The organism is Sandaracinus amylolyticus, assembly GCF_000737325.1.
Classification (GTDB): domain Bacteria; phylum Myxococcota_A; class Polyangia; order Polyangiales; family Sandaracinaceae; genus Sandaracinus; species Sandaracinus amylolyticus.
This window is the reverse complement of record NZ_CP011125.1, coordinates 9,816,014-9,842,923: the sequence shown is the minus strand read 5'-3', so window position 1 is coordinate 9,842,923 and position 26,910 is coordinate 9,816,014. Positions and strand designations below refer to the sequence as shown.

The 26,910-nt window shown below is 71.9% G+C and carries 26 protein-coding genes; 16 read left to right on the top strand and 10 right to left on the bottom strand.

What is annotated here, in order from left to right; translation table 11 throughout:
- Positions 1-11: 11 nt before the first annotated feature.
- Positions 12-1,601 (bottom strand): hypothetical protein, encoded by a 1,590-nt coding sequence (locus DB32_RS41700; RefSeq protein WP_157070326.1) that lies wholly within the window; start codon positions 1,599-1,601, stop codon positions 12-14.
- Between the two features lie 165 nt (positions 1,602-1,766).
- Here DB32_RS41700 and DB32_RS48885 point away from each other — a divergent pair, with 165 nt between their 5' ends.
- Both DB32_RS48885 and DB32_RS48880 read left to right on the top strand, forming a co-directional pair.
- Positions 1,767-2,189 (top strand): hypothetical protein, encoded by a 423-nt coding sequence (locus tag DB32_RS48885; protein WP_169791724.1) that lies wholly within the window; start codon positions 1,767-1,769, stop codon positions 2,187-2,189.
- A gap of 251 nt (positions 2,190-2,440) precedes the next feature.
- The gene (locus DB32_RS48880; protein ID WP_053238234.1) at positions 2,441-3,022 is read left to right on the top strand and encodes an NAD(P)H-dependent oxidoreductase; all 582 of its coding nucleotides are present in this window, start codon (positions 2,441-2,443) and stop codon (positions 3,020-3,022) included.
- 85 nt (positions 3,023-3,107) lie between these two features.
- Here DB32_RS48880 and DB32_RS41685 read toward each other — a convergent pair whose 3' ends face one another.
- On the bottom strand, positions 3,108-3,686 hold the full coding sequence (locus DB32_RS41685) for a hypothetical protein (protein WP_157070324.1): 579 nt from the start codon (positions 3,684-3,686) through the stop codon (positions 3,108-3,110).
- Positions 3,687-3,766: 80 nt separating this feature from the next.
- On the opposite strand from DB32_RS41685, the gene DB32_RS41680 reads away from it, so the two are divergent.
- From DB32_RS41680 to DB32_RS41670, 3 genes are read left to right on the top strand one after another with little or no spacing between them, the layout of a single operon-like run.
- Positions 3,767-4,996, top strand: a complete 1,230-nt coding sequence (locus tag DB32_RS41680) for a hypothetical protein (protein ID WP_053238232.1) — start codon at positions 3,767-3,769, stop codon at positions 4,994-4,996.
- Complete coding sequence (locus DB32_RS41675; protein ID WP_053238231.1) at positions 4,993-6,033, top strand: hypothetical protein; 1,041 nt, start codon at positions 4,993-4,995, stop codon at positions 6,031-6,033. Before DB32_RS41680 ends, DB32_RS41675 begins: the two co-directional genes overlap by 4 nt.
- A gap of 58 nt (positions 6,034-6,091) precedes the next feature.
- Positions 6,092-6,862 (top strand): hypothetical protein, encoded by a 771-nt coding sequence (locus DB32_RS41670; protein WP_053238230.1) that lies wholly within the window; start codon positions 6,092-6,094, stop codon positions 6,860-6,862.
- A 438-nt stretch (positions 6,863-7,300) separates the two neighbouring features.
- Here the strand turns inward: DB32_RS41670 and DB32_RS41665 are convergent, their stop codons facing one another.
- Positions 7,301-8,146 carry a hypothetical protein gene (locus tag DB32_RS41665; protein ID WP_053238229.1) on the bottom strand — a complete coding sequence of 282 codons (846 nt, stop codon included), beginning with the start codon at positions 8,144-8,146 and terminating at the stop codon, positions 7,301-7,303.
- A 154-nt stretch (positions 8,147-8,300) separates the two neighbouring features.
- Between DB32_RS41665 and DB32_RS41660 the strand changes: the two genes are divergently transcribed.
- From DB32_RS41660 to DB32_RS41640, 5 genes are all read left to right on the top strand, one after another.
- A complete protein-coding gene (locus tag DB32_RS41660) occupies positions 8,301-9,773 on the top strand; it encodes a BamA/TamA family outer membrane protein (RefSeq protein ID WP_053238228.1) in 1,473 nt (490 codons plus the stop codon).
- Positions 9,770-10,411 (top strand): hypothetical protein, encoded by a 642-nt coding sequence (locus DB32_RS41655; RefSeq protein ID WP_053238227.1) that lies wholly within the window; start codon positions 9,770-9,772, stop codon positions 10,409-10,411. Before DB32_RS41660 ends, DB32_RS41655 begins: the two co-directional genes overlap by 4 nt.
- Positions 10,408-11,991 (top strand): sensor histidine kinase, encoded by a 1,584-nt coding sequence (locus DB32_RS41650; protein ID WP_053238226.1) that lies wholly within the window; start codon positions 10,408-10,410, stop codon positions 11,989-11,991. Before DB32_RS41655 ends, DB32_RS41650 begins: the two co-directional genes overlap by 4 nt.
- On the top strand, positions 11,988-12,551 hold the full coding sequence (locus DB32_RS41645) for a TlpA family protein disulfide reductase (protein ID WP_053238225.1): 564 nt from the start codon (positions 11,988-11,990) through the stop codon (positions 12,549-12,551). The genes DB32_RS41650 and DB32_RS41645 overlap by 4 nt, the downstream gene beginning before the upstream one ends.
- A gap of 108 nt (positions 12,552-12,659) precedes the next feature.
- Positions 12,660-13,511 carry a Fic family protein gene (locus DB32_RS41640; RefSeq protein WP_053238224.1) on the top strand — a complete coding sequence of 284 codons (852 nt, stop codon included), beginning with the start codon at positions 12,660-12,662 and terminating at the stop codon, positions 13,509-13,511.
- A gap of 6 nt (positions 13,512-13,517) precedes the next feature.
- On the opposite strand, the gene DB32_RS41635 is transcribed toward DB32_RS41640, so the two are convergent.
- Together DB32_RS41635 and thiE are read right to left on the bottom strand one after the other, a co-directional pair.
- Entirely contained in the window at positions 13,518-14,114 is a 597-nt protein-coding gene (locus DB32_RS41635) for a hypothetical protein (RefSeq protein ID WP_053238223.1), read from the bottom strand.
- The gene (gene thiE, locus DB32_RS48875) at positions 14,111-14,731 is read right to left on the bottom strand and encodes a thiamine phosphate synthase (protein ID WP_053238222.1); all 621 of its coding nucleotides are present in this window, start codon (positions 14,729-14,731) and stop codon (positions 14,111-14,113) included. The genes DB32_RS41635 and thiE overlap by 4 nt, the downstream gene beginning before the upstream one ends.
- Positions 14,732-14,845: 114 nt before the next feature.
- On the opposite strand from thiE, the gene DB32_RS41625 reads away from it, so the two are divergent.
- From DB32_RS41625 to DB32_RS41615, 3 genes are all read left to right on the top strand, one after another.
- The gene (locus DB32_RS41625; protein ID WP_053238221.1) at positions 14,846-16,708 is read left to right on the top strand and encodes a DUF2079 domain-containing protein; all 1,863 of its coding nucleotides are present in this window, start codon (positions 14,846-14,848) and stop codon (positions 16,706-16,708) included.
- Positions 16,709-16,865: 157 nt separating this feature from the next.
- Positions 16,866-18,722, top strand: a complete 1,857-nt coding sequence (locus tag DB32_RS41620) for a serine/threonine-protein kinase (RefSeq protein WP_169791723.1) — start codon at positions 16,866-16,868, stop codon at positions 18,720-18,722.
- Positions 18,719-19,084 carry a hypothetical protein gene (locus DB32_RS41615; RefSeq protein ID WP_053238219.1) on the top strand — a complete coding sequence of 122 codons (366 nt, stop codon included), beginning with the start codon at positions 18,719-18,721 and terminating at the stop codon, positions 19,082-19,084. The genes DB32_RS41620 and DB32_RS41615 overlap by 4 nt, the downstream gene beginning before the upstream one ends.
- Here the strand turns inward: DB32_RS41615 and DB32_RS41610 are convergent, their stop codons facing one another.
- Together DB32_RS41610 and dnaA are read right to left on the bottom strand one after the other, a co-directional pair.
- Positions 19,085-19,777: a hypothetical protein gene (locus DB32_RS41610; protein ID WP_053238218.1), complete on the bottom strand. Its 693-nt coding sequence runs from the start codon at positions 19,775-19,777 to the stop codon at positions 19,085-19,087. It lies immediately after the preceding gene.
- 21 nt (positions 19,778-19,798) lie between these two features.
- Complete coding sequence (gene dnaA, locus DB32_RS41605; protein WP_240481320.1) at positions 19,799-21,475, bottom strand: chromosomal replication initiator protein DnaA; 1,677 nt, start codon at positions 21,473-21,475, stop codon at positions 19,799-19,801.
- A 796-nt stretch (positions 21,476-22,271) separates the two neighbouring features.
- Between dnaA and DB32_RS41600 the strand changes: the two genes are divergently transcribed.
- Positions 22,272-23,195, top strand: coding sequence for a hypothetical protein (locus tag DB32_RS41600; RefSeq protein ID WP_157070320.1), 924 nt, complete (start codon positions 22,272-22,274; stop codon positions 23,193-23,195).
- Positions 23,196-23,204: 9 nt separating this feature from the next.
- On the opposite strand, the gene DB32_RS41595 is transcribed toward DB32_RS41600, so the two are convergent.
- Positions 23,205-23,564, bottom strand: coding sequence for a sirohydrochlorin chelatase (locus DB32_RS41595; protein ID WP_053238215.1), 360 nt, complete (start codon positions 23,562-23,564; stop codon positions 23,205-23,207).
- 77 nt (positions 23,565-23,641) lie between these two features.
- Between DB32_RS41595 and DB32_RS41590 the strand changes: the two genes are divergently transcribed.
- The gene (locus tag DB32_RS41590; RefSeq protein WP_240481319.1) at positions 23,642-24,352 is read left to right on the top strand and encodes a sigma-70 family RNA polymerase sigma factor; all 711 of its coding nucleotides are present in this window, start codon (positions 23,642-23,644) and stop codon (positions 24,350-24,352) included.
- A 13-nt stretch (positions 24,353-24,365) separates the two neighbouring features.
- Positions 24,366-24,776, top strand: a complete 411-nt coding sequence (locus tag DB32_RS41585; protein ID WP_157070318.1) for an anti-sigma factor family protein — start codon at positions 24,366-24,368, stop codon at positions 24,774-24,776.
- A 428-nt stretch (positions 24,777-25,204) separates the two neighbouring features.
- Here the strand turns inward: DB32_RS41585 and DB32_RS41580 are convergent, their stop codons facing one another.
- Together DB32_RS41580 and gshB are read right to left on the bottom strand one after the other, a co-directional pair.
- Positions 25,205-25,957, bottom strand: a complete 753-nt coding sequence (locus tag DB32_RS41580) for a DUF829 domain-containing protein (RefSeq protein WP_053238213.1) — start codon at positions 25,955-25,957, stop codon at positions 25,205-25,207.
- On the bottom strand, positions 25,930-26,871 hold the full coding sequence (gshB, locus tag DB32_RS41575; protein ID WP_053238212.1) for a glutathione synthase: 942 nt from the start codon (positions 26,869-26,871) through the stop codon (positions 25,930-25,932). The genes DB32_RS41580 and gshB overlap by 28 nt, the downstream gene beginning before the upstream one ends.
- Positions 26,872-26,910 lie beyond the last annotated feature (39 nt).

Genomic DNA, 26,910 nt, shown 5'->3' with positions numbered 1-26,910 from the left:
TCGCGCGCAGCTTACTCGACCACCACCACGCGGTGCTCGAGCGACGCGCTCACGCGGTGCACCCGAAGCGTGCGCGCCTCGCGATCGCCGATCACGAACGCCGCGTCGTCGCCCAGGCGGAACGCGTCATCGCCGCGCGGCAGGTGATCCTCGGTGAGCTCGCGCGCCCCGACGACCGTCGCGCCGGAGCCGTCGATCACCATGCCCCACGTGCCCGAGAACGCGAAGCCGCGATCGCCGCGCGCCCATCGCTCCCACAGCACCACGAAGCGATCACCGCCGAGCGCGACGAGCTTCGGGCGCTCCGCGTGCACCGCGCCGCCATCGCTCGTCTGGTAGTCGGTGAGCCACTGCAGGCGGTTCTGGCGCGCCTCGCCGCTCGACGTCACGTCGAGGCGATCGGGCAGCGCCGGATCGAGGAACGCGTTCTCGTCGGCGCGCCGCGCGTCGAAGTCGCGACGCACCCGCACGATCGCGAGATCCCGCGCGCCCGCGACGCGCGACGCGCCCTCGATCGCGCCCGTGCCCGTCGTGTGCTCGCTCGCGAAGAGCGCGAGCCAGCCCATCTCGCCCGCACCCTCGATCGCGGCGAACGCGCCGAGCCGGGTGTGCGTGTTGTTGTCGCCGAGGTTCCCCTTCACGTGGAAGAGCGGGTACGCGTCGGAGACGCGCTCCGCCGTCGTGCGCGAGAGCGTGACGAAGCGCGGGTACGCATCGCCGAGGTGCATCTCCACGAACCCGGTGCCGTCGTGCGCGAGGCGCTGATCGAACGAGTGGCTGCACCAGATCGTCGAGGTCCGCGTGACCGCGCCGGTGTCCGCGCGCAGCACCGTCGTGACGGCCTTCTGGTGCCGCACGCCGCCGCCGTCGGGCACGGTGTTGTTGCCGTGCACGAGCGCGAGCAGGCCGTCGCCGTACGCGAGGCGCGCGCTCGCCGCGACCATCGGGTTGATCAGCGGCTCCGCGTCCGCGCGCACGTCGGCGCGCCCGGTGTCGAGGTCGACGTCGAAGCCGATCGCGCCCGCGGCATCGAGCTTCACCACGCGCACGATGCCCTCGCGGTACGTGCCGGGCGCGGGGTTCTCGCGCGTGATCGCTCCCGCCTCGTCGACGCCGCTCGCGACGAAGTACGCGCCCGACTCGTCGCGCGCGAGGCCCATCACGCGATCGAGGATCGGCGCTTCGATCGCGCGCGTGATCACGAGGTCGTCGCCGTCGGGCGTGAGCCGCAGGATCATCGCGCGCGGGGTCTCGTCGCTCGCGTGGTCCTGCACCAGCAGGTCGAGCTCGGCGCCGGCGGGCACCGGCACGATCTCCGGGCTCTTGCCGTACATCGCCGAGTGATCGTCGGGCCCGACGAGGTCCGCGCGGTTCGCATCGAACGGGACGAGCAGCTCCGCGATCGTCCCCACCGGCACCGGCGCCGGGCCGGTCGACGCGTCCTCGTCGCCCCCGCCGCCGCCTCCGTCGGTGCGCGCGATCGCGCCGTCGCCCGATGGACCCAGCCCGCCGCCGTCGACGTCGCGCGGATCGCCTTCGATCGTTCCGTTCGAGCACGCGGCGAGCGCGAGGCAGATCGCGAGCACACGAGACACACGCATCGAGCCACTCTCCTGGCGAGACGTCATGCGTGCAATCGCAAGCATCGTGCCCCTCCGCGGAGGACGCGTTTCGCGGAGATCGCGCGGATCGGCGTGGGGGCCGCGGATCCCGGCCCTGGGGGCGTGATCCCCCTCGCGCGGGACACGTGCCGCTATCATCGCGCGATGCGGCGATCGCTCGGGTGGCTCGTTCTCCTCGTCGCGTGCGGCGGCTCGCCCGCGACGGATCCATCGTCGTCGACCGAGCCCGCCGCGGGCAGCGAGACCGAGGAGGTCACGCCGACCGAGCCCGCGCCGAGCGAATGCCCCGCGACCTTCGACGCGCCCGGCCCGTCGTGCGAGGGCGAGCGCGTCCTCCAGTGCACGTACCCCGAGGGCGAGTGCTATTGCGGCCGCCCGCCGCTCTGTCAGGGCGTGCAGCCGCCGCCCATGCCGCCCGAGTGGGTCTGCGTGCCGAACCGTCCGCCGTGCCCCGAGGCGGGCACGCCGTGCGAGGGCAACGCGGAGTGCGCGCCGTGGTGCTGCGGCGTCGGCGTCGTGTGCGTCGACGGGACGTGGCAGTCGCACCACTTCCCTTGCCCGCCCTGACGCTCATCGCCGCGATCCACGCGTCGATCAGTCGCGACGACCGCGGAAGAGCCCGGTGCGCCCGGAGCGCGCGCGGCAGCGAACATGAGCGACGACACCCCGCGATCGAACGAGCCCTCCTCGAAGCGCGCCGAGACACCGGCGCGCGAAGCCTTGCGGCGAGCCCGCGCGCTCGGGATCCAGCCCGACGATCGCCCGTCCGATCGAGGGGTGACGAGCACCGCATCGATGCGCGACCCTCGCGCCCGACCATGCACCGCCCGCGCATCCTCGCGATCCAGGCTGGCCTCGGCGGAGAGGACGGCAACAGCGCCGCGCTGCTCGCGCACGCGCTGCCGCACCTCGAGCCCCACGCCGACGTCGAGCTCGTCACGCTCGCGTCGACGCCCGGGTTCGCGCCGCATCGCGACGCGCTCGCGCTCGCCGACGCGTTCGTGCTCGTGACCGGCACCTACTGGGACGGCCCATCGTCGCACCTGCAGCGGTTCCTCGAAGAGGCGACGCCCAGCGAGGGCACCGCGCTCTGGCTCGGCAAGCCCGCGGCGGTGCTCGTCGGCGCGCACGCGGTCGGCGGCAAGTCGGTGCTCGCGCGCCTGCAGAGCGTGCTCGCGACGCTCGGCGCGTCGATCCCTCCGATGAGCGGCCTCGTGGTCACGCTCGCGGCGCAGATCGCGATCGACCACGCGTCGCACGGTCACGCCGACGATCTGTGGAGCACCGCGGACCTCGAGATCGTCTGCCACAACCTGTTGGTGGCGACCCGCGTCGATCGCAGCGCTTACCGCGCCTGGCCGGTCGATCGCCGCGACCCATCGCGCCGCTGGCTCCGCTGAGCGTCGTTCCCGTCGCCGTCCACGTCGACGTGGTCGTGGTCGTGGTCGCGGTCGTGGTCGTGATCGGCGACGGCCGTCCGCCGACTCACTCCTCCCCGCACGCCGCCTGCACCGCCATCCACGCCGCCGCCGCCTCCCGCGCCGGCCCTTCGCACGCATCCGCCGGCGGCGCCGGCTCCAGCCGCTCGCGCAGCGCGCCCAGCGCGCCCGCGACCTGCGCCAGCGCCTCCTGCCGTCCCTCCGCGGTGTGCGGGTGCATCAGCGCCTCCGCGCCGTCCTCCACGCGCCCGAGCAGCGCCGCGTCGCGCTGCGCCTCCGGCACCTCGTCGAGCAGCGCCCACACGTGCTCCGCGATCTCCTGCATCTGCACCACGCCGGTCGAGACCTCCTCGCCGCGTCGCGCCGCATCGAGCCGCGCTCCGATCGCCTCCTCGAGCCACTCGAAGTCGTCGCGCAGCGCCCACTCCGGCAGCGGCGTCGACGCCCGGCACGACTCGACCGCCGCCCGCGTCTCCGCCTCCTGCGCGCGCAGCGTCTCGCAGCTCTCCGGGCCCGCCGTCTCCTCGCCGCCCGCGCTCGTGTCGGGGGACGACGACGACGACGCAGAAGGCCCGCAACCGACCATCACGAGCGCCACGAGCGCACACCGAGCCAGACGCGACATCGCGCGCATTGGACGCTCGATCCGACGCCGAGACAAGCGCTTGACACCGGACCCCCGCTCGATCCCAATGCGGAGTCTGGATGGCGACCGAACCCGCGATGTCCGGGGAGATCCCCCCGGATGGCGTCCTCGACATCCTTCGCGAGATCGAGGCTCGCCGCATCACCGGCCGCCTCCGCTTCACCGCGACGAGCGAGGACGGAACGAAGCTGACCGGTGAGGTCGAGCTCATCGCGGGACAGATCGCGCTCGACCAGGATCCGCTCCCCGACGGCAGTGACCCCGTCGAGCGCCTGCTCGCGATGCGCGGCGGCATCTTCGTGGTGCACCAGCGCCTGCCCGTGCTGCCGGTCTCGCAGGGCGACGATCGCCACCGCGTCGGCTCGCTCTCGGTGCACGTCCCCGCGGACCTGATGAACTACTGCGAGCAGGCGGGCCTCACCGGCACCCTCAAGCTCGACCACGAGGGCGAGCGCGTCGAGCTCGTCTACGAAGCGGGCGAGCTGCTCGCGATCCGGGTCGACGGGCGCGAGGACGGAGACCTCACACACGTCTTCGGTTGGGACTCGGGGCGCTTCGAGATCGCGGTGAACGCGAAGGTCCGCACGCTGATCCCCGAGCTGCCCGCGGAGGAAGCGCGCAAGGCGCTCGAGAGCGACGACTTCGAGGCGCGCGAGCCGACCACGCAGTACGTCCGCCCGCGCAACCCCGAGGACACCGGCAAGCACCTGATGAAGGTGCTCGAGGTCGCGCTGACGACGATCGTCGACCAGAGCGAGCGCGCGCGCCCCGCGCGAGTCAGCCCGGCGCGCGGCGCGAGCAAGAGCGTGCGCCCTCGCCCCGCGACGATGCCCGCGCTCAACGCGCCGCGCCGCCGCGAGCCCACGGTGCGCGTCGTCTACCTGAAGCCCGACGACCCGACCACCGCGGTCCCCGCGGGCACCGACCTCAGCACCCGCCACGTCGCGCCGGGCCACGCGCGCGAGGAAGCGCTCCCCGAGGCCCAGCCCGCGCGCCGCAAGAGCGCGGAGCACGCGGCGGTCGAGCCCGCGAAGCCGCCCCCGCTGCGCCCGGTCCGCAAGGACCCGACGCCGACCCCGACCCCGCAGAGCGAGCCCCCGCGCACCGCGAAGCCCGACCGCACCCCGCTGCGCGTCGAGCAGCCGCCGCGCAGCAGCCCGTCGCACCGCATCGCGCTCGAGCGCGAGACCGAGCGCGCGAAGCACCAGGGCCTGACCCCGCTTCTCTGGGTGATCACGGTCGTCGCGATCGGTTTGCTGGTGGTCGGGCTGCTCACCCAGCTGCAGTGAAGCGCGCGCTCTGGTGGATGGCGGGTGTCGCGACCGTCGCCGCGACGATCGCGCTCGCCGCGTACCTCTGGCTCTTCGAGGTGCGCGGCCGCATCGCGACGCTCTCCGCCGTTCCCTTCGGCCCGTACGTCGTGACCCAGCACCAACGGCGCACCAGCCGGTGGCTGCCGTGGCTGCCGACCCACGAGCTCGAGGTCTCGGACGCGTCAGGCCCGCGGTGGCGGATCCGAGTGCGCGACGCGACGCCGTGGGACGGCTTCGGCGCGTCGCACTGGCTGCGCCACGACGAGCTCCTCGTCGAAGACGGCGACACCTGGCACGGCCACGACCTCGCCACCGGCGCGCTGCGATGGCGCGCCCCGTTGCACCACGTCCACGACGCGCGGGTGCTGCCGCGGGTCACCCTCGTCCTCGACGGCCACTCGCAGCTCTGGGCGATCGATCACACGAGCGGCGTCGCGCGCTGGGCCCGCGACTTCGACGAGGGCCGGCTCGACGCGTTGCCCACCCTCGGCGACGAGATCGTGATCGGCACGGACGTGGTGGACCTCGGGACCGGTCGGGTGCGCCTCGAGCTTCCGTACGCGTTCGCGATGGCGGGCGACCAGCTCTTCTGGGCCGAGGGCGACGTGGTGATGCGCCGTCCCGCCGGTGCGCCGCCGCGCCGCGTGCTCTCGCTGAGCGCGCTCGGCGCCGTCGACGCGCTCGCCGTGGGCGACGAGGTGTTGATCCACCTCTCGCGCATCGCGCAGTGGGCGCCCGACGTCGCGGTCCGCGCCCAGCCGACGGCGGTGCGCCTCGACGAGCTCACCGCGCGCGACGCGGCGATCGTCGCGCTCGGTCCCCACGACGACGTGCGGTGGACGGTCGCGATGGCGCACGGCTTCTGGCGCTGGTGCGCGGTCCACGACCCGCGCTCGGTCGTCGTCGTGCAGACGTCGCGTGCCGCCGGCCCGCAGTACGTGGACGCGGCGTTCGCGATCGACGTCGAGACCGGCACCGTGCTCGCGCTCGACGCGTCCTCCGCGTGTCCGTGATCCCGTGTTATCTCCTCCGCGCGGCGCGTTCTTCCATCACGCGCCGCAGGGGGCAGACATGACGGAAGTGTCGAAGACGGTCGCCGATCACCTCGCGATCTCGGAGCAGGTGCTGCAAGCGATCGAGGTCCTGGGCGGCAAGGTCGCCGAGGGGATCGCGTCGGGGGCGCGCATCCCGCGCGACGTGGTGCTGAGCGCGGTCATCGCGTGGCTCGGCACGCATCTCCGGAGCGCGCACGACGCGCTGCGCGACGCCGACCTCGAGCACGCCGCCGAGCTCCAGGACGATCGCGCCCCGCGCGACGCGCGTGACCAGATCACGGCCGACCTGCGCGGCGCGCTGATCAGCGCGTCGAGCGTGGTGCGCGGCGCGTACGGCGAGTCGTTCTCGACGGCGGCGGGGCTCGAAGCGGCGGTCGAGAAGCGCCCCGACCTCGTCGCGGCGCAGGCGCATCGCATCGCGCGGGCGCTCCGCGCCGGCCGCGCCCCGGCCACGATCACCGAAGGCGTCCGGGTCGACCTCGCCGCGCTGGCGTCGTCGCTCGAGGCGCGAGCGTCGCGGCTCGACGACGCGCTCTCGATCGTCCGCCGCGAAGAGCGCGAAGCGCAGACGGCGATGTCCGCGCGCGACGCGGCGCTCGCCCGCTGGGAGCGCACCTACGCGGGCGTCGCCGAGATCTTCACGGGCCTGTGCACGCTCGCGGGGCTCGACGATCTCGCGCGCAAGGTTCGCCCCACCCCGCGTCGCCGCGCGGGGCTCCCCGACGACGGCGGCGCGCCGCCCGGAGGAGGCGGAGAAGGCGACGGCGGCGGCGGGACGACCGAGTAGCCCAATCCGAGTGTCCGTAGATTGGGTTTTCCGGAGAGGAGTGACCCGATCTACGGACAAGAGATCGCCTTCTCGGGCCGCGCAGTCGCGATCGCCGGTCCCTCGATTGGGATGATCCGTCCACGGGTCGCGATCGCCGGCTCGGCGAAGGCGTCTCGTGGTGGCGATCGGCGATCTCCGGCTCGGCGAAGCCGCTTCCGCAGTGGGCGAGGCGATCTCCGGCTCGGCGAGCCGGCTCTGAGCCGGGGAAAGGCCATCTCCGGCTCGGCGAAGCCGCTTCCGCAGTGGGCGAGGCGATCTCCGGCTCGGCGAGCCGGCTCTGAGTCGGGGAAAGGCCATCTCCGGCTCGGCGAGACCGATCGCGACCGAAGGGACGCGATCGGCGCGCCGGCGACGCCCTCACGCCCACGGCGCGATGGATCGGTCTCGGCGCAGCGATCAGTCCGGCCAGCGACGCTCGCGCTGGATGCGCGCGCAGAGCGCCTCGAGCGCGTGCGCGTCGAGCGCCGCGATCGCGCGCTCGCGCCCGTCGGTCCACGCGATGCCGAGCGCGTCGCAGAGCACCCGAACCGCGGTGCGTAGCCCGTCCGCGCGCCCCTCTTCGCGCCCCTCGGCGACGTAGCGCCGCGCGAACTCGCTCCTGTACTCGTGTCCTTCGACCTTCATGCTGGCCTCCAGCGCCGCTCGCGCGAGATCGGCGAGCGCATCGAGCACCGCGTCGAAGTAGAGCTTGCCACGGTCCTCGTCGCGTCGCCCCACCTCGGCGGCCGCGATCAACCCCGCGGCCCCGATCTCCACCACCTCCGGCCCGTTCCGTCCGTGCGCCATCGCGGAGAGCACGGCGAGCTCGGGCGCCGCGCGCGCCACCTCGGCGTCGCGCACCCGCGGGATCTCGTCCGGGCCGATCACCAGCGGTGTCAGCGCGCCACCCTGGAACGTCGCGATCGGCGCGCGCGCCCACGCGCTCACCGCGCGATCGAGCGCGACCACGACGAGCCACGATGCGCGTCCGTGCCGCGCATGCGCGCTCGCGAGGTAGAGCGGCCACGTCGCGCGCTTGCGCTCGTCGCGCGCTCGCTGCACCTCGACCACGACGACGACGTCGGGCCCGACGAGCACCAGATCCGCGACGTACGCCGCGGGCTCGAGCTCGTGGAACGCCGCGCTGGACTCCGCGAGCCCCTTGCCGAGCTCCACACCGAACGCATCACGCACCAAGCACGCGAGCACCGCCGGTGCATCGCGCAGCAAGAGCAGTGGCAGCTCGTGGCCGGTCGAGGGCATCGCCGCGCGCTCCGCACGCTGCGTGCCGCGCTGTCGCGGCGCCGATCTCCGAGGAATCGGCCGCGCAGCTGGCGGAGTCGCCCGCCACCGCCCGGCGGCCGCCATCCGCTCTGCGGTTCTCGATCGCGTCCCCCCCGTGAAGTAGGCTGCGCCGGTGCGCGTCCCGGTCTGGCTCGTGCTCGCGTTGTGCTTGGTCGCGAGCCCATCCCGCGCGCAAACCGAGCCCGAGCCGCCCCCGGTTTCCGAGCCCGACCCCGAGCTCGTCTTCCTGCTCGACGGCATCGACGTCCGCGGCAACGACCGCACCGCCGATCACGTGATCCGTCGCGTGCTCCCGTTCGAGATCGGCGCGCCGCTCGACGTCGACGACGAGCGCCTCGAGCAGGCGCGCTGGCAGCTGCTCGGCACCGGCTTCTTCGACTCGGTCGAGCTCTCGATCGAGCGCGGCCGCGAGCGCGGGCGCGTCGTGCTCGTGGTCGACGTCCGCGAGCGCAACACCGTGCTGCTCGAGGAGATCGCGCTCGGCGTCTCCGAGGGCCTCAACGGCGAGCGGAGCTACGGCGGCGACATCTACGTCGGCTCCACGCTCTCCGAGACGAACCTCTTCGGCACCGGCACCTCGCTGCAGGGCTCGTTCGTCCTCTCGATGCTGCAGCAGGGCCTGCGGCTGCGCTTCCACGAGCCGCGCTTCGCGGGCACTCCGTTCGCGCTCACGATCGGCGCGTTCTTCCTCAACGCGCGCGAGGTCTACGGCGACGAGGACGTGCTCGTGACGCCGATCGCGCCCGTCGATCCCGAGGGCCCGTTCGGCCCCGAGGAAGTGCGCTACGCGCTGGTGCGCTACCACCGCGGCGGCGGCTGGATCGGCACCGGGCTCTCGCTCGACCCCGAGAACCGCATCAACGTCTCGTACCAGCTCGAGGTCGTCGACGTGCTCTCGCGGCCCGACGCCGCGAGCGAGCGACGCGGCAGCGAGATCGTCCCGATCGACTTCGCGCTGCACGACGGCACGAGCTTCGTCTCCACGCTCACGCTCGGCTTCGCCCACGACGAGCGCGACGATCCCGGCCTCACCCGCCGCGGCCGCCTGATCACGCTGCGCGGCGATCTCGCGTCGCGCCTGCTCGGCGGCGACTACGACTTCTTCCGCGCCCAGGCGCTGTGGCGCGAGTGGATCGCGCTGCCGGGGTGGGAGCACTCGCTGCGCACGACGCTCTTCGTCGGCGCCGCGCTCGGCGACGCGCCGGTGTTCTATCGGTTCTACGCGGCGGACCTCAGCGACCTCGTGCCGAGCCGCATGCTCGAGCTGAACCTCGACCGCCGCACGCCGCCGAACCTGCTGGGCACCGCGATCGCCGAGCTCCGGTTCGCGCAGCTCGGGGCGCGCGTCGACGTCGAGTACACGTTCCTGATCGTCCGCCCCAACGACGCGGTGCGCGCGCTCTTCGGCTTCGTCGACGTCGGCCTCTACGCGCTCGCCGACACCGACATGTTCACCCGCCCGATCCCGGGCTACCCGATCAGCGTCCCGATCGATCTCACGTTCGACGTCGGCATCCGTCTCGACACCTCGGTCGGCGTGTTCCAGCTCGCGTTCTCGACGCTCGTGGGGTTCGTCTCGCTGTGATCGCGCGCGCCCTCATCGCGCTCGCGATGCTGCTGCTCGCGCCCTCGCTGGTGCACGCGCAGGACGAGTCGATCGCGCGCCGTGCGATGCCGGTGCGCTTCGAGGCCGGCGCCGCGCACGTCGACGCCGAGGCGAGCGATCTCGCGGACGCCGCGCTGCGCCGCCGGTTGTCGAGCGGGCTGCCCCAGACGCTGGTGACGCGCGTCTACGCGTTCCAGGGCGAGAGCACGACACCGATCGCGATCGGCGTGCGCTCTTGCCGCATCACCCACGACCCGTGGGGCCTCACCTATCGCGTGCAGATCCAGACCGAGTCGTCGGATCGCAGCGAGACGATGCGGAGCGTCGAGCAGGTGATCGACGCGTGCCTCGATCTGCGCGCGCTGCGCGTCGGCCGCGCGCGCGACTGGGCTCCGTCGCGCGGGCAGAGCGTGTGGCTCGCGGCGATCGTCGAGCTGAACCCGCTCTCGCCGGACACCGTGCACCGCATCCGCCGCTGGCTCGCGCGCCCCGACGGCGCAGGGGTCGAGGGCGACGCGTTCTTCGGCTCGTTCGTGTCGCTCTTCGTGAACCGCCGCATCGGCGAGGCGGAGCGCACGATCCGCTATCGCTCGGCCGCCGAGGTGCGGGTGCCATGACCAAGAGCCCGCTGCGGCTCGGCCGGTTCGAGCGACGCGTGCTCGCGGTGATCGCCGCGGTCGCGTTCGTGCCGCTGATCGGCGCGCTGGTGCTGGGGCGCGGCGTGCTCGCGGAGTCGTATCGCGTCGGGGTGAACCCGCGGGTGCGGCGCCAGCTCGAGGCGAGCCTCGAGACCTACCACGAGTACCTCGTCGCGATGCGCGCCGATGCCGAGCGCAGCGCCGACGCGGTGGCGTACGACTATCGCCTCGTCGACGCGCTGCGCGCGGAGGACGCGAACGTCGCGCGCGACGTGCTCGACGCCGCGCTGGCGCGCCACGAGCACCTCGCGGCGATCGAGATCGTCGACGACGACGGTGCGGTGCTCGCGGCATCGGCTCGCGATCTCGACCCCGATCACTACCGCCACCTCCTGCTCGAGCGCGACTTCGAGCGCACGGCGGATCCCGCGCTGCAGCACGTGACGGTGCGGGTGACGGTCGCCGCCCCGAACGAGCCGTTCCTCGCGTACCAGCGCGCGGGCGAGGTCGTGGAGGTGTTCCGCCACCTCGAGGCGAGCACGTCGTACGTCGCGGGCTTCTACCTCGCGGTCTACATCGCGCTCTTGCTGAGCGTCGCGGTGGTGGCGCTCGCGATCGGCATCGTGGTCTCGCGGCGCGTCACCCGGCGCATCGTGGTGCTCGCGGACGCGACCCAGCGGGTCGGCGGCGGTGATCTCACCGTCGAGGTCCCGACCGACGAGGCCGACGAGGTCGGCGAGCTCACCCGCGCGTTCAACGCGATGGTCCGCGACATCCGCACCTCGCGCGATCGCATCGAGTACCTGCAGCGCGTCGGCGCGTGGCAGGAGATGGCGCGCCGCCTCGCCCACGAGATCAAGAACCCGCTGACGCCGATCCAGCTCGCGGTGCAGCAGCTCCACCAGAGCTACCGCGGCGAGGACGCGCGTTATCGCCGCACCCTCGACGACGTGCGCGACATCGTCGAGGAAGAGATCACGACGCTGCGCCGCCTGGTGAAGGAGTTCGGCGAGTTCGCGCGACTGCCCACGCCGGAGCTCGCGCCCGCGGATCTGCGCGCGCTGGCGCGCGACTTCGCGAAGGGCGTCGACGCCGCGGCGATGGCGTCGGAAGGCGAGGCCCCGCGCCCGGGGCTCCCGATCCCGAGCGTGCGGCTCGACATCGATCCCGACGTGCCGCTCCCCGTCGTGATCGATGCCCAGATGCTGCGACGCTGCCTCGACAACCTGGTGCGCAACGCGGTGCAGGCGACGGTCTCGAGCCGCGCGCGCGGCGGCCCGGGGAGCGCGGTGATCGTCGCGGCGCGACGCGAGGGCGACGACGCGCTCCTCGAGGTGCGCGACGACGGCCCCGGGGTGCCGCCGGGCGCGCGCGAGCGAGTGTTCGACCCGTACTACACGACGCGCGAGGAGGGCACCGGCCTGGGCCTCGCGATCGTGAAGAAGGTCGTGCTCGAGCACGGCGGCACGATCTCGTGCGACGAAGCGAAGGAGGGCGGCGCGGCGTTCCGCATCCGCCTGCCGCTCGAGCGCAGCAGCAGCAGCGAAGGAACGAGATGAGCGACGGTGGACCCACGACGCGCACGATCCTGCGCGCCCTCGGCTTCGGCTTCGTGCTCCTGGTGCTCGGCGCGTGGCTCGCGCAGACGCTGTTCCCGCACGAGAGCCCCTTGATGTCGCAGCCCGCGCCGCCGCTCGAGGGGCGCATCGTCGCAGGCGAGGGCGCGGAGAGCGAAGATCGGGTGTCGCTCGAGTCGCTGCGCGGGCGCCCGGTGATCCTGGACTTCTGGGCGAGCTGGTGCCCGCCGTGCCGCGCGTCGATCCCGATCCTGTCGCGCCTCGCCGCGACCCACGCCGACGCGGGGCTGGTCACGCTGGGCGTGAACGTGGAAGCGAACCAGACGCGCACGTTCGTCGAGCGCGCGCATCGCGCGCTTCGCTCGGGATTTCCCACGCTCCACGACGAGCACTATCAGATGCAGGCCGCGTACGGCGTCGAGTCGCTCCCCACGCTGGTGCTGATCGACCGGCGCGGGGTGGTGCGCCGAGTCGAGGTCGGAGTGCCCGACGAGTCCGACCTCGACGCGCATATCCGCGAATTGCTTGCGGAAAACCCCTGAACGTCAATTTCGTCGGCTTGCCCGGGTTGTGGTCCGCTGGTATCTTTGCCGGGCCGCGGGCCCTTTGGTTCGCGTGGGTCTTTCCGAGCCTGGATGAGCAGCCACGCCATGTCGTCGCAGAACCCCGGGGCCGAATTCACGCGCCTCCAGCAGCAGGCGCAGAAGCTCGACGAGCGTCTCGTGGTCCTGCAGCGCCTCTACGCGGCGGCCCCCGAGGACGCGCGCAAGGACTACAACTTCAAGCTCGACCTCTCGTGGATCCACCACGACAGCGCGCTCGAAGGCGTCGTCTACTCGATCCCCGAGCTGCACGCCGCGCTGCAGGGCCAGCCGCCCGCCGATGCGTCGCTCGTCCCGACGTTCGACGAGATCCGACAGAACAAGGCCTCGGTCGACCTCGTGCGCGAGATGGCGACGCGCAAGAAGCTCAAGATCGACCTCGACACGCTGAAGGACCTCTACGTGTGCCTCGCGCCCGAGGAGGTCGAGGGCAAGAAGCCTCCGGCGTACCGGAAGGACATGCCGATCCACCGGCTGTACTTCCACGAGATCGCGACGCCCGACAAGATCAGCTACAAGCTGCGCCAGTTCACGCAGTGGGTGAACGCCGCGGAGACGAAGCGCACCACGCACCCGGTGCGGCTCGCGGCGAAGGCGCACTTCCAGCTGCTGCACATCTACCCGTTCCCCAAGCACAGCGGGAAGGTCGCGCGCCTCGTCGGCAACCTGATCCTGCTGCAGAACGGGTTCCCGCCCGCGATCATCCACGCGACCGAGCGCCAGCGTTACTACGACGCGCTCAAGACGAACGACAACGCGCTCGCGACCGTGGTGCGCGAGGCGCTGATGAGCTCGATGGAGAGCGCGATCCGCTACTTCGAGACCATCGCGCCGCCCGCGCCGGTCGAGGAGCCCGCGCCCAAGCCGCGCAAGAAGGCCGCGGGCGCGAAGAAGCGCTGAGCGGGCCTACTCGGGCCCGCGCTCGCCGCCGGGCAGCACGTCGATCAGCGCGCGCTCGACGCGATCACCGACGAGCGTGAGGCGCGGCGCGCCCTCGAAGTCGATCACCATCGCGACGCGGCCGCCCGCGTCGTGGAGGATCGTGAAGCGCGCCTTCGGGCCGTGGGGCGGCAGGTGCTCGCCGTGGCCGCGCACCTTCGCGCTGCCGCGACGCAAGAGCGAGAGCACGCGGCCGCCGAGCGGTAGGCGATCGGGGACGTGGCCCTCGGGCACCTCGTCGGAGTGGGCGAGGAGCGCGAGCTCGCGCGCCTCGTCGTCGAGCTGCGCGACCCACGCGGTGCGTGTGTTCTCGGGCGCGCGGAAGATCGACAGCAGCGTGCCCTCCTCGTCGAGCTCGATCATGCCCGCGAGCCAGAGCTCGTCGCCGACGTGGAGGAGCACGTCGCCGACCCGGAGACCACGGCGCGGATCGTTCGCGCGCGCTGCAGCCGCGAGGCGCTTCTCGCGCTCGGCGTCCTGGGCCGCACGTCGCTGCACGATGGCGCGCGCGACCGCGGACGCGACGACGACCGCCGCGGCGCTCACCGCGAGCTCGATGATCACCCCTCGCCCCCGCCGAGCGCGAGATGCAGCGCGCGCGCGGTCTGCTCGGGATCGCGCGCCTCGCCGATCGCCGCGATCGCAGCGCCCAGCGCGACACCGGTGCGTGCGACGCCGGGCGCGCTCGCCTCGGTGATCCCGCCGATGGCGACGATCGGGACGCGCGCCACGCGCACCGCACGCGCGAGCCCCTCGAGGCCGACCACCGGATCCGGGTTCTCCTTGCTCTTCGTCGCGAACACCGGCCCGAAGCCGACGAGGTTCGCGCCCTCGTGCATCGCGGCGCGCAGCTGCGCGAGATCGTGCGTCGAGCGGCCGATCATCATCCGTCCGACGATGCGTCGCGCCTCGGCGATCGGCAGATCGTCCTGCCCGAGGTGGAGCCCGTCCGCGTCGACGAGCAGCGCGAGATCGGGCCGATCGTTCACCACGAAAGGCACGCCGTGCTCCTTCGCGCGCGCCCGCACGGCACGCACGAGCGCGAGCCGCTCGCGGTCGGGCATCCGCTTCGCGCGGACCTGGATCAGCGCACATCCACCACGAAGGATCGCGCTCGCGACCTCGACGGGATCGCGCCCTGCACAACGGTCCGGATCGACGATCGCGTAGAGCCCGCGCACGGCGCGAAGATAGGCGTTGCCCCCACCCCGATGCAACCTCTCGGAATTGCTGCGCTCCCTGCGCAGTGATCCCGCCTTGCGAGCACCCCGTGCGTCGCCCACCCTTGCGCCGCCGTGAGAGAGTGGTGGCGCGATGCGCGCGGCGAGCCCTCGCCGATCCCGTGGGCCGGCACGCGTCGCGCGGTGCACGCGCTGGTGGTGATCGCGGCGATCACGTTCGCGACGCTCTCGCTGCTGCGCTGGCACACGTTCCACAACGAGACGTTCGATCTCGCGTTCTACGCGCGCATGGCGTGGGGCGCGGTCCACGGCGACGGATGGAACCCGATCGTCGGCGCGCACGAGCTCGGGCTTCACCTCGCGTGGATCCTGCGCCCGCTCGGCGTGATCGGGATGCTCTTCGGGCAGGCGCCGACGCTGCTCGTCGCGCAGTCGATCGCGCTCTCGGCGGCGGCGCTGCCGATCGCGCGCATCGGGGCGCGTCACCTCGGCGCGCCGGGCGCGATCGTCGCGGCGCTCGCGTGGCTGCTCCATCCGAACCTCGCGCACGTCGCGTCGGAGGAGTTCCACCCGGGCAGCGTCGCGGTGCTGCCGCTCGCGTGGGCGGCGGACGCGCTCGATCGCCGAAGCGGTCCGGGGATCGTGCTCGCGACGCTCGGCGTGCTGCTCTGCCGCGAGGATCTCGGGCTGGTCACGATGCTGGTCGGGGTCGCGGCGTGTGGGCTCGCGGTGCGCTCGCCGCGCTCGGCGGAGCGCACGCGCCTCGCGCGCGCCGGTGTGCTCGTCGCGGTGGTGTCGCTCGCATACGTGCTCTTGTTCGTGCTCGTGCTGCACCCGCGGTTCGCGCCGCCCGAGGGATCGCTCGAGCTGCACTTCGGGCGCTTCGGGCGCAGCACCACCGAGGTCGCGCGGTACGTGCTCACGCATCCGGGCGAGCTGATCGAGCACCTCTCGGCGCGGCACCGCGTGCTCTACCTCGCGCTGATCACCGCGCCGTGCGCGCTCCTGCCGCTGCTGCGACCGGGGTTCCTGGTGATCGCCGCCCCCGTGCTCGCGATCAACCTGCTCTCGGACTTCCCGGGCACGACGGACCTCGACTCGCACTACCTGACGCCCGCGATGCCGTTCGTGCTCGCCTCCGCGATCCACGGCGCGGCGGCGCTGCCCGACGGCGCGCTCCTCCGGCTCGCGCCGCTCGCGACGAGCGCGTTCTTCGCGCACGTGATCGCGGGTGGCACGCCGCTCTCGCTCGCGTTCTCGCGCGAGCCGTTCGTCGCCGACGAGAGCACGGACGCGGCGCGTCGCATCGTCGCGCGCATCGGGCCCAGCGCGTCGGTCCAGGCCCCCGACGCGCTCCTGCCGCACCTCGCGGAGCGCCGTGATCTGCGCCGCGCGCCGCCGCCCGAGACACGCGCCGACTTCGTCGTGCTCGACGCGTCGCACCGCGTGCGCTTCGCCCACGACGAAGACCTGCTCCGCACCAGCGAAGAGCCCGAGATCCGCGCGTGGATCGCGCGTGATGATCACGCCCTCGTCGAAGCGGGCGGCGACTACCTGCTGCTCGAGCGCGGACGTGATCCGCGCGAAGGGATCGGCGCCCGCGCGATCATCGGCCACGACGACGATCGGCGCGCCGGACGCCGCCTCACCGGGTGCCTGCGGCTGCGCGATGCTCGGCTCGAGCGGCGCGGCAGCGGGCTCGTGCTGACGCTCGACCTCGTCGCGCTCGGAGCGTGCCCGTCCGACCTCGCGCTGCGCATCGGCGAGGGCAAGCGACCGAGCCGGGTCGATCTCGTCGCGAACGGGTGGCTCTCGCCCGCACACTTCCGCGCGGGGGACGTGATCCGCTCGGAGCACCCCCTCGGGCCGGCCGAGGTGCGCCCCGGACGGCTGCGCGTCGGGGCCCTGCGCTCGAGCGGCGCGCGCCCCGAGCACCTCGATCCCCACTCGCTCTCGATCGACGCAGCATTTCCGTGACGCCGGCTGACGTTGCTCGACGCGGTGCGCTATGCTCCCGGGTCGTCGCCGTGCGCCCCGCGGCGATCACCGGAGGACCCGTTTGACGTCCCCCACGTCGAGCTCCGAGATCACCGACGATTCCGACGCGACAGAGCTCGCACTGCGACGCTCGGGCATGTTCCAGGGAGGCTCCGCGGCCCACTCGCGCGCCTCGACACTGACCAGCAGCGGACAGGACGACGAGGACGACGGTCCGACGCTCCTCGAGTCGCGCAAGAACCTGCAGAGCCTGCAGCCCGAGCTGCTCGCGGATCGCTACGAGAGTCGCTCGGTGCTCGGCGAGGGCGGCATGGGCGAGGTGCGCCTCGTCTGGGATCGCGTCGTCGGCCGCGAGGTCGCGATGAAGGTGCTGCTCCCGACGCGATCGAATCGGTCGCGCGCGAAGGAGCGCTTCCTGCGCGAGGCGCACGTGCAGGGCTACCTCGATCACCCGGGGATCGTCCCGGTGCACGAGGTCGGGACGCTGCCCAGCGGCGAGCCCTTCTTCACGATGAAGCGCATCCGCGGCGTGACGCTGCACGAGGTGCTCGAGGGGCTCCGCAAGAACGATCCGAACCTGCGCAGCCGCTTCAGCCGGCGCCGCATGCTCTCGGCGTTCGCGAAGGCGTGCCTCGCGATCGACTACGCCCACGCGCGCGGCGTGGTGCATCGCGATCTGAAGCCCGAGAATGTGATGCTCGGCGACTTCGGCGAGGTCTACGTGCTCGACTGGGGCGTCGCGCGCATCGTCGGCACCCAGGTGCAGCGCATGCCGATGGCGCTGCTCGGTTCGATCACGCGCGCCGAGCAGGATCTGCTGGGCACGCCCGGGTACATGGCGCCCGAGCAGATCGACCGCTCGAACGACGCCGACTCCGCGGCGGACGTGTACTCGCTCGGCGCGATCCTGTTCGAGGTGCTCACGCATCAGGCGCTGCATCGCGGCAAGAGCGTGCGCGAGCTGATGATCTCGACGCGCGAAGGCGCGGACGCGCGGTGCTCGGTGCGCGCGCCGCAGGCGGCGGTGCCGCCCGAGCTCGAGGCGATCTGCGTGCGCGCGACCCACGCCGATCCGCTCAAGCGCCCGCAGGCCCGCGAGCTCCACGAGGCGATCGAGTCGTTCCTCGACGGAGATCGCGAGACCGCGCGTCGCAAGCTCGTCGCGGATCTGCATCTGCGCGCGGCGAAGGAGACGCTCAAGCGCGCGTCGGGATCGAGCGGTGCGGAAGGCGCGACCGCGCAGCGTGATGCGATCCGCGGGCTCGCGCGCGCGCTCTCCGCCGACCCGTCGAACCCCGAGGCGCTGCAGCAGCTGCTCGACGCGCTCGCGAAGCCGCTCGACGGGAAGCTGCCCGAAGAAGCGGAAGCCGAGATCCGCGAGGAAGAGGAGAAGCAGCACCGCGTCGCGTCGCGCGCGCTGCGCGCAGGGCGCTTCAGCTGGCTGCTCTACGTGCCGCTCGTGGTGTGGCTCGGTCCGCGCGATCTCGTGCTCGGGCTGACCGCGCTCGGCGCGATCATCGCGGCGGTGATCGTCAGCTGGATCGTCGATCTGCTCCCGCGGCCGCGCCCGTGGATGCGCACGGCGGTCGCGGTGTTCGCGATGCTCACGATCATGCCAATCGCGTCGCTGTTCTCGCCGCTGATCCTGCTGCCGGCGATCACGGCGGCGAGCATCCCGACGTTCATGGTGCACCTCGACCGGCCGGGGCGGTGGATCACCACTGCTGCGGCGTGCATCGCGGCCACACTGCCGTTCGCGCTCGAGATCGCCGGTGTGATCCCGCCCTCGGTCCTGATCCGCGACGGAGCGATCACGATCCTGCCGCGCATGACGCATTTCCCCGAGTGGCCGACGCGCGTGGTGCTGCTCGTGCTGTCGATGTCGCCGCTGATCACCAGCGCGATCCTGGTCGGCCGTGTCCGCTGGGAGCTCGACGCCGCGCGCCGCCGCGTGCACTGGCACCTCTGGCGCCTGCGTCAGCTGATGCCGTGATCCGGATCGGCGCGCATCGCTACGAGTCATCGCTCGTCGGCGAGCCGCGCGAGGAAGAACCTCACGGCTTCGGGTGGCTCGGCACGCTGACGCTGGTGGTGCGGCGAGCCGACGCGCCCGGCGCACTGCGGATCGAATTCGACGGCACCTCGATGGATCGCGACGGAGCCGCGGGCGCCATCATCCGGATGCGCGCGAACGGCCCGGAGTGGCTGCCGCTGCACGCGACCGTCGTCAGGCGGTGTTTCATCGAGGCCGCGCTCGCCGCCGGGTGGGACGGCGAGCGCGCCTTCGAGCTCGACGGCTGGACACTCTACGACGACGCGCTCGCGCGCATCCGCGCGCGCGAGCCGCGTCGATGATCAGAAGCAGATGCCGTGCAGGTCGTGGCAGTAGAGCGCCTGCACGGTTCCGCGCACCGACCAGCCGGGCACGTCGATCTCGACCTGGGCGAGGAGCCTCCGGAGCGCTCCTTCCTCGCATGCCTCGGGCGCGTCGACGAAGCGCGGATCACAGCGGCAGAACGCGTCGTCGCGCGAAGGGCCGCGCGGATCGTCGGATGGGCCGTCCCGCTCGATCACCCGGACGGTCGCGCGTGCACTGACCGACTCGCCGTCGCGGCGCGCTCTCACCTCGACGTCGTCGTATCGCCCCGGCGCGCTCGGAAGGTCGACGAACGTGAGCGACGGCTCGAGCGGGTCCGGGAACAACGCGCCGTTGCGGAACGCGAGTTGCGCTGCCTCCGACACGTGGAGCACGTCTCCGCCGCCGCACGCCTCGAGCAGCCCGGCCCACGCGTGACGTGCGTCGATCGGACCCAGCGGCGTGGTGCCCGCCACCGAGGCGTTCGACGCGTCGAGCGCGCAGGTCGGCACGAGCACGTTCGCGTCGATCGGTCGCATCGCGTCGATCGGTCGCATCGCATCGATCGAGGCCGCGTCGATCGAGGCCGCGTCGATCGACCCGCCATCGCGCGCGTCGATCGCGGTGCGCGCGCCGCATGCGCCCGAGAGGACCAAGGCGACGAGCGCGATCCTCGATGGTCGCACCTTCATCGCCTGGTCCTATCACGACGCTCAGCTGATGCCGACCTTGCGCTCGATCACCTCGATCGCGCGCTTCACGCGCTCGTCGCTCTCGACGAGACCGCTGATCTTGCGGTGCGCGTTCATGACCGTGGTGTGGTCCTTGTTGCCGAAGCGCGCGCCGATCATCGGGTAGCTCAGATCGAGCCGCTCGCGGCAGATGTACATCGCGATCATGCGCGGCAGCGACACGTTGCGGTGCCGGCGATCGCTCATCAGCTCCTTGATACCGATCTGGAAGTACTCGCAGGCCGCGCGCTGGATGTCCTCGACGCTCGTCTGACGCGCGTCGCGACCCTTCGGCTGGTGCGCGCCGAGCGCCATCCGCGCGAGCTCGATGTCGAGCGGGCGCTGCTGCGCGTCCGCGAGCACCGCGAGACGAAGCAGCGTCCCCTCGAGCTCGCGCACGTTGCTCTGCACGACCTGCGCGACCAGCAGCGCGACGTCGTCGCCGAGGTGCAGCTGCTCCTGCTCCGCCTTCTTGCGGAGGATCGCGATGCGCGTGTCGAGCTCCGGCGCCTGGATGTCGGCGACGAGGCCCCACTGGAAGCGCGAGATCAGGCGCTCCTGCATCTCGGGGATGTGCTGCGGATAGACGTCGCTCGTGACGACGATCTGCTTGTCCGCGTGATAGAGCGCGTTGAACGTGTGGAAGAATTCTTCCTGCGTCTGCTCGCGCCCCGCGAGGAACTGGATGTCGTCGATCACCAGCACGTCGCACGAGCCGCGATAACGCGCGCGGAACTCGTCGATGCGCTTGTGCTGCAGCGCCCAGATGAACTCGTTGGTGAAGCGCTCGGCGCTCAGGAAGAGCACGCGCGCGTCACGACGATCCTCGAGCACGCGATGGCCGACCGCGTTGACGAGGTGCGTCTTGCCGAGGCCGACCTTGCTGTAGATGAAGAGCGGGTTGTAGCGCTTGCCCGGGCTCGAGCTCGCCGCGATCGAGGCCGCGTGCGCGAGCTGGTTCGACGGCCCGACGACGAAGTTGTCGAAGAGATAACGAGGGTTCAGGGCATACGACTGCTCGCCCACGGGACTTCCGCTCTCGACCGGCGGCGCGACGCGATCCGCCGCGACGCTGCGCGCGACGGGCGGGCGTGCGATCGGCGCGCGATCGGCACCGCCCTCGACGTCGAAGGGCAGCTCGCCCGCGGCGCGCAGCGCGCGCACCGGCGGACGCGACGCACGCGCGGTCACCCGACCCGCGGCCGCCATGCGCGCACCGCGCGAGAGCATCGCCTCGTCCGCGAGCATCGCGCCCGGCGCGAGCATGACGCCGGTCGACGCGACCTCACGATCCGCCACCGCCGGGCTGGCCACCTGCCCGGCCGACGTCACCTGCTCCTGCAGGCTCGGATCGACGACCCACGAGACGTCCAGCCCTTCGGCGCCGGTCAGCGCCGCGAGCGACTCGAGGATGTCGGGCAGATACCGCGCCGAGATCCAATCCGCGAAGAAGCGGTTCGGAATCCGCAGCCGCACGATCCGGCCCTCGATCCCATCGAAGCGAATCGGCTCCAGCCACGTCGCGTAGGTCTCTTCCGCGAGCCTTCCGCGAAGTCTGCCGAGAGTCGATTCCCACAGCCCGTCCATGCCAGATACCCCAGCAGTTGAGCGCACTTGTCCAAGCGATCCACAGGCTTTCCACAGCCTGGGTCGCTCCATCGGTTCGTTCAGGGTCGCCGTCTCGATCGAGGTTCGCTGTTCGGGTGCGTGTTTCGAAGGACGCTTGGTTCTAGGAGAGGTGGCTTCTCGAAGAGCTGCCCATCGGAACATCTACCCAGCTATCTGGAGCACAGCAGCACAGCGACTTCTGCCAGCAGCACAGCGACATCTGCCTCGCGTCGGCACGGGTGAGCGGTTTCCGCGAACGAAGAACGACTGCTATCGCGGCAACACGTCCCGGCCAAATTACCGTCACTCCGATGCTGCACCCGATCCGGGACGCATCATCCGAGCTACGGCATCCCTCACGAACTGCCGAGGAGGGAGCGAGACACTCGATCGGAGGCAACCCGCCTCCCCGAGGAAGACCGACGCTAGCAAAGCTCCCGGGTGCCGTCTACGGGTCTTCCTGCGGAAACTTCTAAGCTCATGATCTGATTGGGTTTTCTTCGTCCGCGACGTGCTCGTTCCGAACGCGTCCAGACGCAGTGCGTCGAACCGTTTCGGGAAGCCTCGGAGATCACACGTGATCCGCCGAGCCTCTTCGATCCGGTCTCCGTTTCGTCACGGGAGCCAGCGTGATCACACTGGATTCGTGGCATTCCGCCGCGTGACCCTCCGAGGCCGTCCACACGGGCGGGCGGATCGCGCGCGAGGCGAGGCGCATTCCCGCGTTTGCGACCGGTTCGACGCGGTTTTCTTGGTGTGCGGCGCCGAACCCGGTTAAGCAGGGACACCGCTGTCCAGGCGTTCGGGAAACGGGCGTTCGGGGGATCGCAGAGGGATCGGAGGAGCGATGGTGCGTTGGTCAGGTGCAGCGGGGGTGCTCGTGCTCGCAGGGTCCCTCGCGATCTCGCTCGGCGCACCAGCTCGGCTCGCGGCGCAGGCGGCGATCGATCCTCCGGTCGCCGAGGGCTACGACACGACGCGCGGCCTCGCGATGGGCCTCGGCGCGCGTGCCTCGGCGGCCTCGACGTCGGCGCTCCAGTACAACGCGGCCGGCCTGACGATCGGGCGCGTCTATCACATCGAGTCGGTCGCCGGGTACGAGCCGGGCACGACGCGCTTCAGCGTGGGCGCAGCGGTCGTCGACTCGTACAGCTCGCCGATCGCGATGGGCATGTCCTATCGCTACATCCACGGCAACGGCGAGTACGGGCACGGCGGGATGGAAGGGCGCCTCTCGCTCGCGCTGCCGATCGGCGATGCGTTCGCGATCGGCGTGTCGGGCCGGTACATGAGCTACTGGCGCGAGGGGCAGCCCGAGGGCGACACCCGCGGCCCGTTCGCGGAAGGCGTCACGGTCGACGCGGCGATCCGCGTGATGCCGATCGAAGGCCTGCACATCGCGGCGCTGGGCTTCAACCTGATCGATCACGGCACGTCGCTCGTGCCGCGCCTGGTGGGCGGCAGCGCGAGCTACACGATCGACCGCATGGTCACGATCGCGTTCGACGGGCTCGCCGATCTGTCGACCTTCTACAACGTCGACGGGTCGCTTCGTCCCGAGGCGGCGTTCGGCGGCGCGGTCGAGGTGTTCATCAGCGGGGTGCCGATCCGCGCGGGCTACAGCTTCGACACCGGTCGCGACATCCACTACGTGACGGCGGGCCTCGGCTACGTCACCCAGGACTGGGGACTCGACTTCTCGTGGCGCCAGCAGGTCGTGGGCGACGACGACACGTGGCTGCTGCTCGGCTTCCGCTACTTCGTGCACTGAGGAGCTTCGTCACTCCCGCGCGCGCACCAGGACCAGGCGAGCGAGGAGCTCGTGCACGCCGAGCGGTGCCGCGACCCGCACGTTCACGGCGGGGTGCTTGCTCGCGGCCTCGGACGCGATCCGCGGGACGTCGCTCGTCGCGTGCCTTCCCGGCGCGAGGAAGTACGGCACCACGACGATCTCGGTCGCGCCCTCGCGCACCAGCGCGTCGATGCCCTCGGGGATCGACGGCGTCGCGAGCTCCATGTGGGCGTGACGCACGATCGTGCCGTCGCCCGCGATGCGCGCGACCAGCTGCGCGACGTCGCCGAGCTGCGCGTTCGCCGCGTCGACGCGGCTGCCGTGATCGACGAGCAGGATCGCGCGCATTCCATCGAGCTTGAGGGTGATCGCGCATCCCGGCTACCTTCGCCGGAACCGCGCTCGGCCGAGGTTGTCTCGGGCGCGTGGACCTCGTTCCCGACGATCTCGATCACGCCGCGCTGGAGCGTCGTGCCGAGGCCCTCGGGTTCCACGTGCCGATGCCCGACGGCCACGAAGAACAGCTGATCGAGCGGCTCCGACGACGCGACGAAGCCGCGTTCAACGAGCTCGTCCGCCTGTATCAGGAGCGCGTGTTCCGCCTCGTGCTGCGCATGCTCGGCGATCGCAGCGAGGCCGAGGACGTCGCGCAGGAGGTCTTCATCACGGTCTTCAAGTCGATCGAGGGCTTCCGCGGGGACAGCAAGCTCTCGACCTGGCTCTATCGGGTGGCGACGAACCACTGCAAGAACCGGATCAAGTACCTGGACCGTCGCGCGCGCGGGAAGAAGAAGGAGCTCGACGAGATCGCCGAGCACGGCGCGGTCGAGAGCGCGTCGATGAGCTCGTCGGCGCAGGTCGCGCGCCCCGATCAGCAGGCCGAGGCGAACCAGATCGAGACGATCGTGCGCGAGGCGATCATGGAGCTCGACGAGGACCAGCGCGTGCTCGTGATCATGCGTGACGTCGAGAACATGAGCTACGAGGAGATCCAGCAGGAGACCGGGCTGCCCGAGGGCACCGTGAAGAGTCGGCTGCACCGCGCGCGTCTGGCGCTCGCGAAGGCCGTGCAGCGCGCGACCGGCGAGCGTCGCTCGAGCACCCCCGCGGTGAAGGCGTCGTCGGGGAAGAAGTGAGACGATGGAAGCGATGACGAGCGACGAGGCGCGCGACCTCTTCGGAGACGTGATCGAGGGGAGCCTCGATCCCGCGAAGAAGGCCGCGTTCGAGGCTGCGCTCGCGAGCGACCCCGAGCTGCAGGACGAGCTCGACGCGTACCGGATGGTGGTGCGCGGCGCGGCGGCGATCGGTGGGGACGCGGGGGACCAGAAGGAGGGACCCGAGGCCTCGCCGGACCTGCTGCCCGGCGTGCAGTCGCGCCTGCGCGCGCGGAGCCGCGGACGGTTCTATCGCGACCGGTTCGCGGAGCAGGCGGGACCGCGGGGCACGCTGCCGGTCTTGGTCGCGATCCTGGTGGCGCTGCTCCTCGCGACGGGATGGCTCGCCGTGCAGAGCTTCGTGCAGGTGGAGGGGCCGCCCTCTCCGACCACGCATCCCTGAGCCACGCGCAGGACGTCATGGACCGGGCAAAACCCTGAGGGTCTTGCCCGGTCCCAGATGAAACGCCGCGATTCGCGGACGGAAAAAAGCGGCCCGCGCTGCGGGGGGGGCATGCAGCGCGGGCCTGGCGCGACCTGGCGTGATCGGCGGTTGGGGGGGCAGACTCGCCGAGGTCACCGGGTCGCGTCTGGGGCTTTAGCGAGGGCCGTGCCAGACGTTCGGGAAGCAGTTGCCCCACGTTTCTCGCGATTGCGCCGGCGCGTTTCCGTGGGCGCCTTTCGGATCTGCAACCCCCCTTGCAGCGATGCACTCGCAGGGGTGACACCGGGATGCGATGGGGAGCGTCGCGCCGGGTGGGGCAGGGTCGTACCTCATCGGCGCGTAGGGGCGCAGAGCGCGCCACGCTCCACATTCGGCGCTCCCTGCGCTCAGACGCGCGCCAGGAAGGCGTCGCGCGCAGCGAAGTACTCGCGGCGGTGGGCGACGAGGTGGCGGACGTGGTCGCCCTCTTGGAAGAAGAGGCGCTCGAGCGGGACGCCGTGGGCCTCGCAGTCACGCACGAACGCCTCGACGAAGCGCGCCGGGACGAGCTCGTCGCGGCCACCCCAGACGACCATGAGCGGCCGCTCGCGGTGGGCGTCGCGCAGGCGCGCGAGGCTGCTCTCCATGAAGCGCACCTGCTTCGGCGCGACGTGGTGCCACGCGTAGAGGAACGCCGCGAACGGCGGACCGACCAGCGGGTGCGTGTGCGACGCGCGCAAGCCGAATCGGGCGAGCAGTGCCGGGAGCATCGCGCGGGTGGCGTAGCGCGCGGTGAAGCGCGCCTCGATGTGCGGCGGGAACCCGGGCGCGGAGTCGATCACGGTCGCGCGATGCGCGTCGCGCAGCGCGGGGGAGAGCCGATCGAGCAGCGCGGCGGTGGTCCAGAAGCCCGCGTTGCTGAACGCGTGGATCACGAGCGGCATCGGGCGGGCCGCGTGTGCGCGCTCGAGACGCTCCGCGAGGCGCTGACCTTCGCGGGCCCAGCCCTCGGGGAAGCTCATCGCGCGGAAGGTGCGCGGCACGTGCGTGAGGACGTCCGCGCCGTGCTTCGACTCGTCGTGCTTCGCGAGGACGCGCAGCTGGCGCTCCCGCGAGCCGTGCCAGCCGACGATCAGCTCGCGGAACGCTGCTCGAGCCACTCGATCACGCGCGCCGAGAGGTCCTGGCCCGAAAGCCGCGACATCTGCTGGATGCCGGTCGGGCTCGTCACGTTGACCTCGGTGAGCTTGCCGCCGATCACGTCGAGGCCGACGAAGTAGAGGCCGTCCTTCTTGCAGCGCGGGCCGACCTCGGCGCAGATCGCGCGGTCGTGCGCGTCGAGCTCGGTCTTCTCGACGGTGCCGCCGACGTGGATGTTCGAGCGCACGTCGCCGCGCTGCGGGACGCGGAGGATCGCGCCGAGGGGCTCGCCGTCGAGCAGGAGGATGCGCTTGTCGCCCTCGGTGACCTTCGGGAGGAACTCCTGGGCCATCGCGACGCGCTTCCCGTCCTGCGTGACGGTCTCGATGATCGCGTTGACGTTGAGGTCGCCCTCGGCAAGCAGGAACACGCTCTCGCCGCCCGCGCCGCTGAGCGGCTTGAGCACGGCGCGCCCGCCGACCTCGGTGACGAAGCGCTTGATGCGTGCCTTGTCGTTCGCGACGAGCGTCGCGGGCATGAGCGACGGGAAGTGCGTCGCGTAGAGCTTCTCGTTCGCGTCGCGCAGCGCGCGCGGATCGTTGACGACGAGCGTCTTGCCGCGGACGTGCTCGAGCAGGTGGCACGCCCAGAGGTAGTTCGCGTCGAACGGAGGATCTTTGCGGACGAGCACCGCGTCGACCTCGTCGATCCACACGTCCTCGTAGTCGCCGAGGGTGATCGGCGCGATCGGATCGCGCTGCATCGTCGCGCGGCGGACGCGCGCGCCGAGGCGCCATCCGTGGAGGAAGAGATCGGTGATCAGCGCGTGATCGACGCGATGGCCGCGCTCCTGCGCGGCGAGCATCAACGCGAAGGAAGTGTCGGCGTCGACGAGGACGGTCGAGACCGGGTCCATGAGGACGACGATGCGCATGCGCGCACGTACATCGCGCGCCCGGCGCGCGAGCGCAAG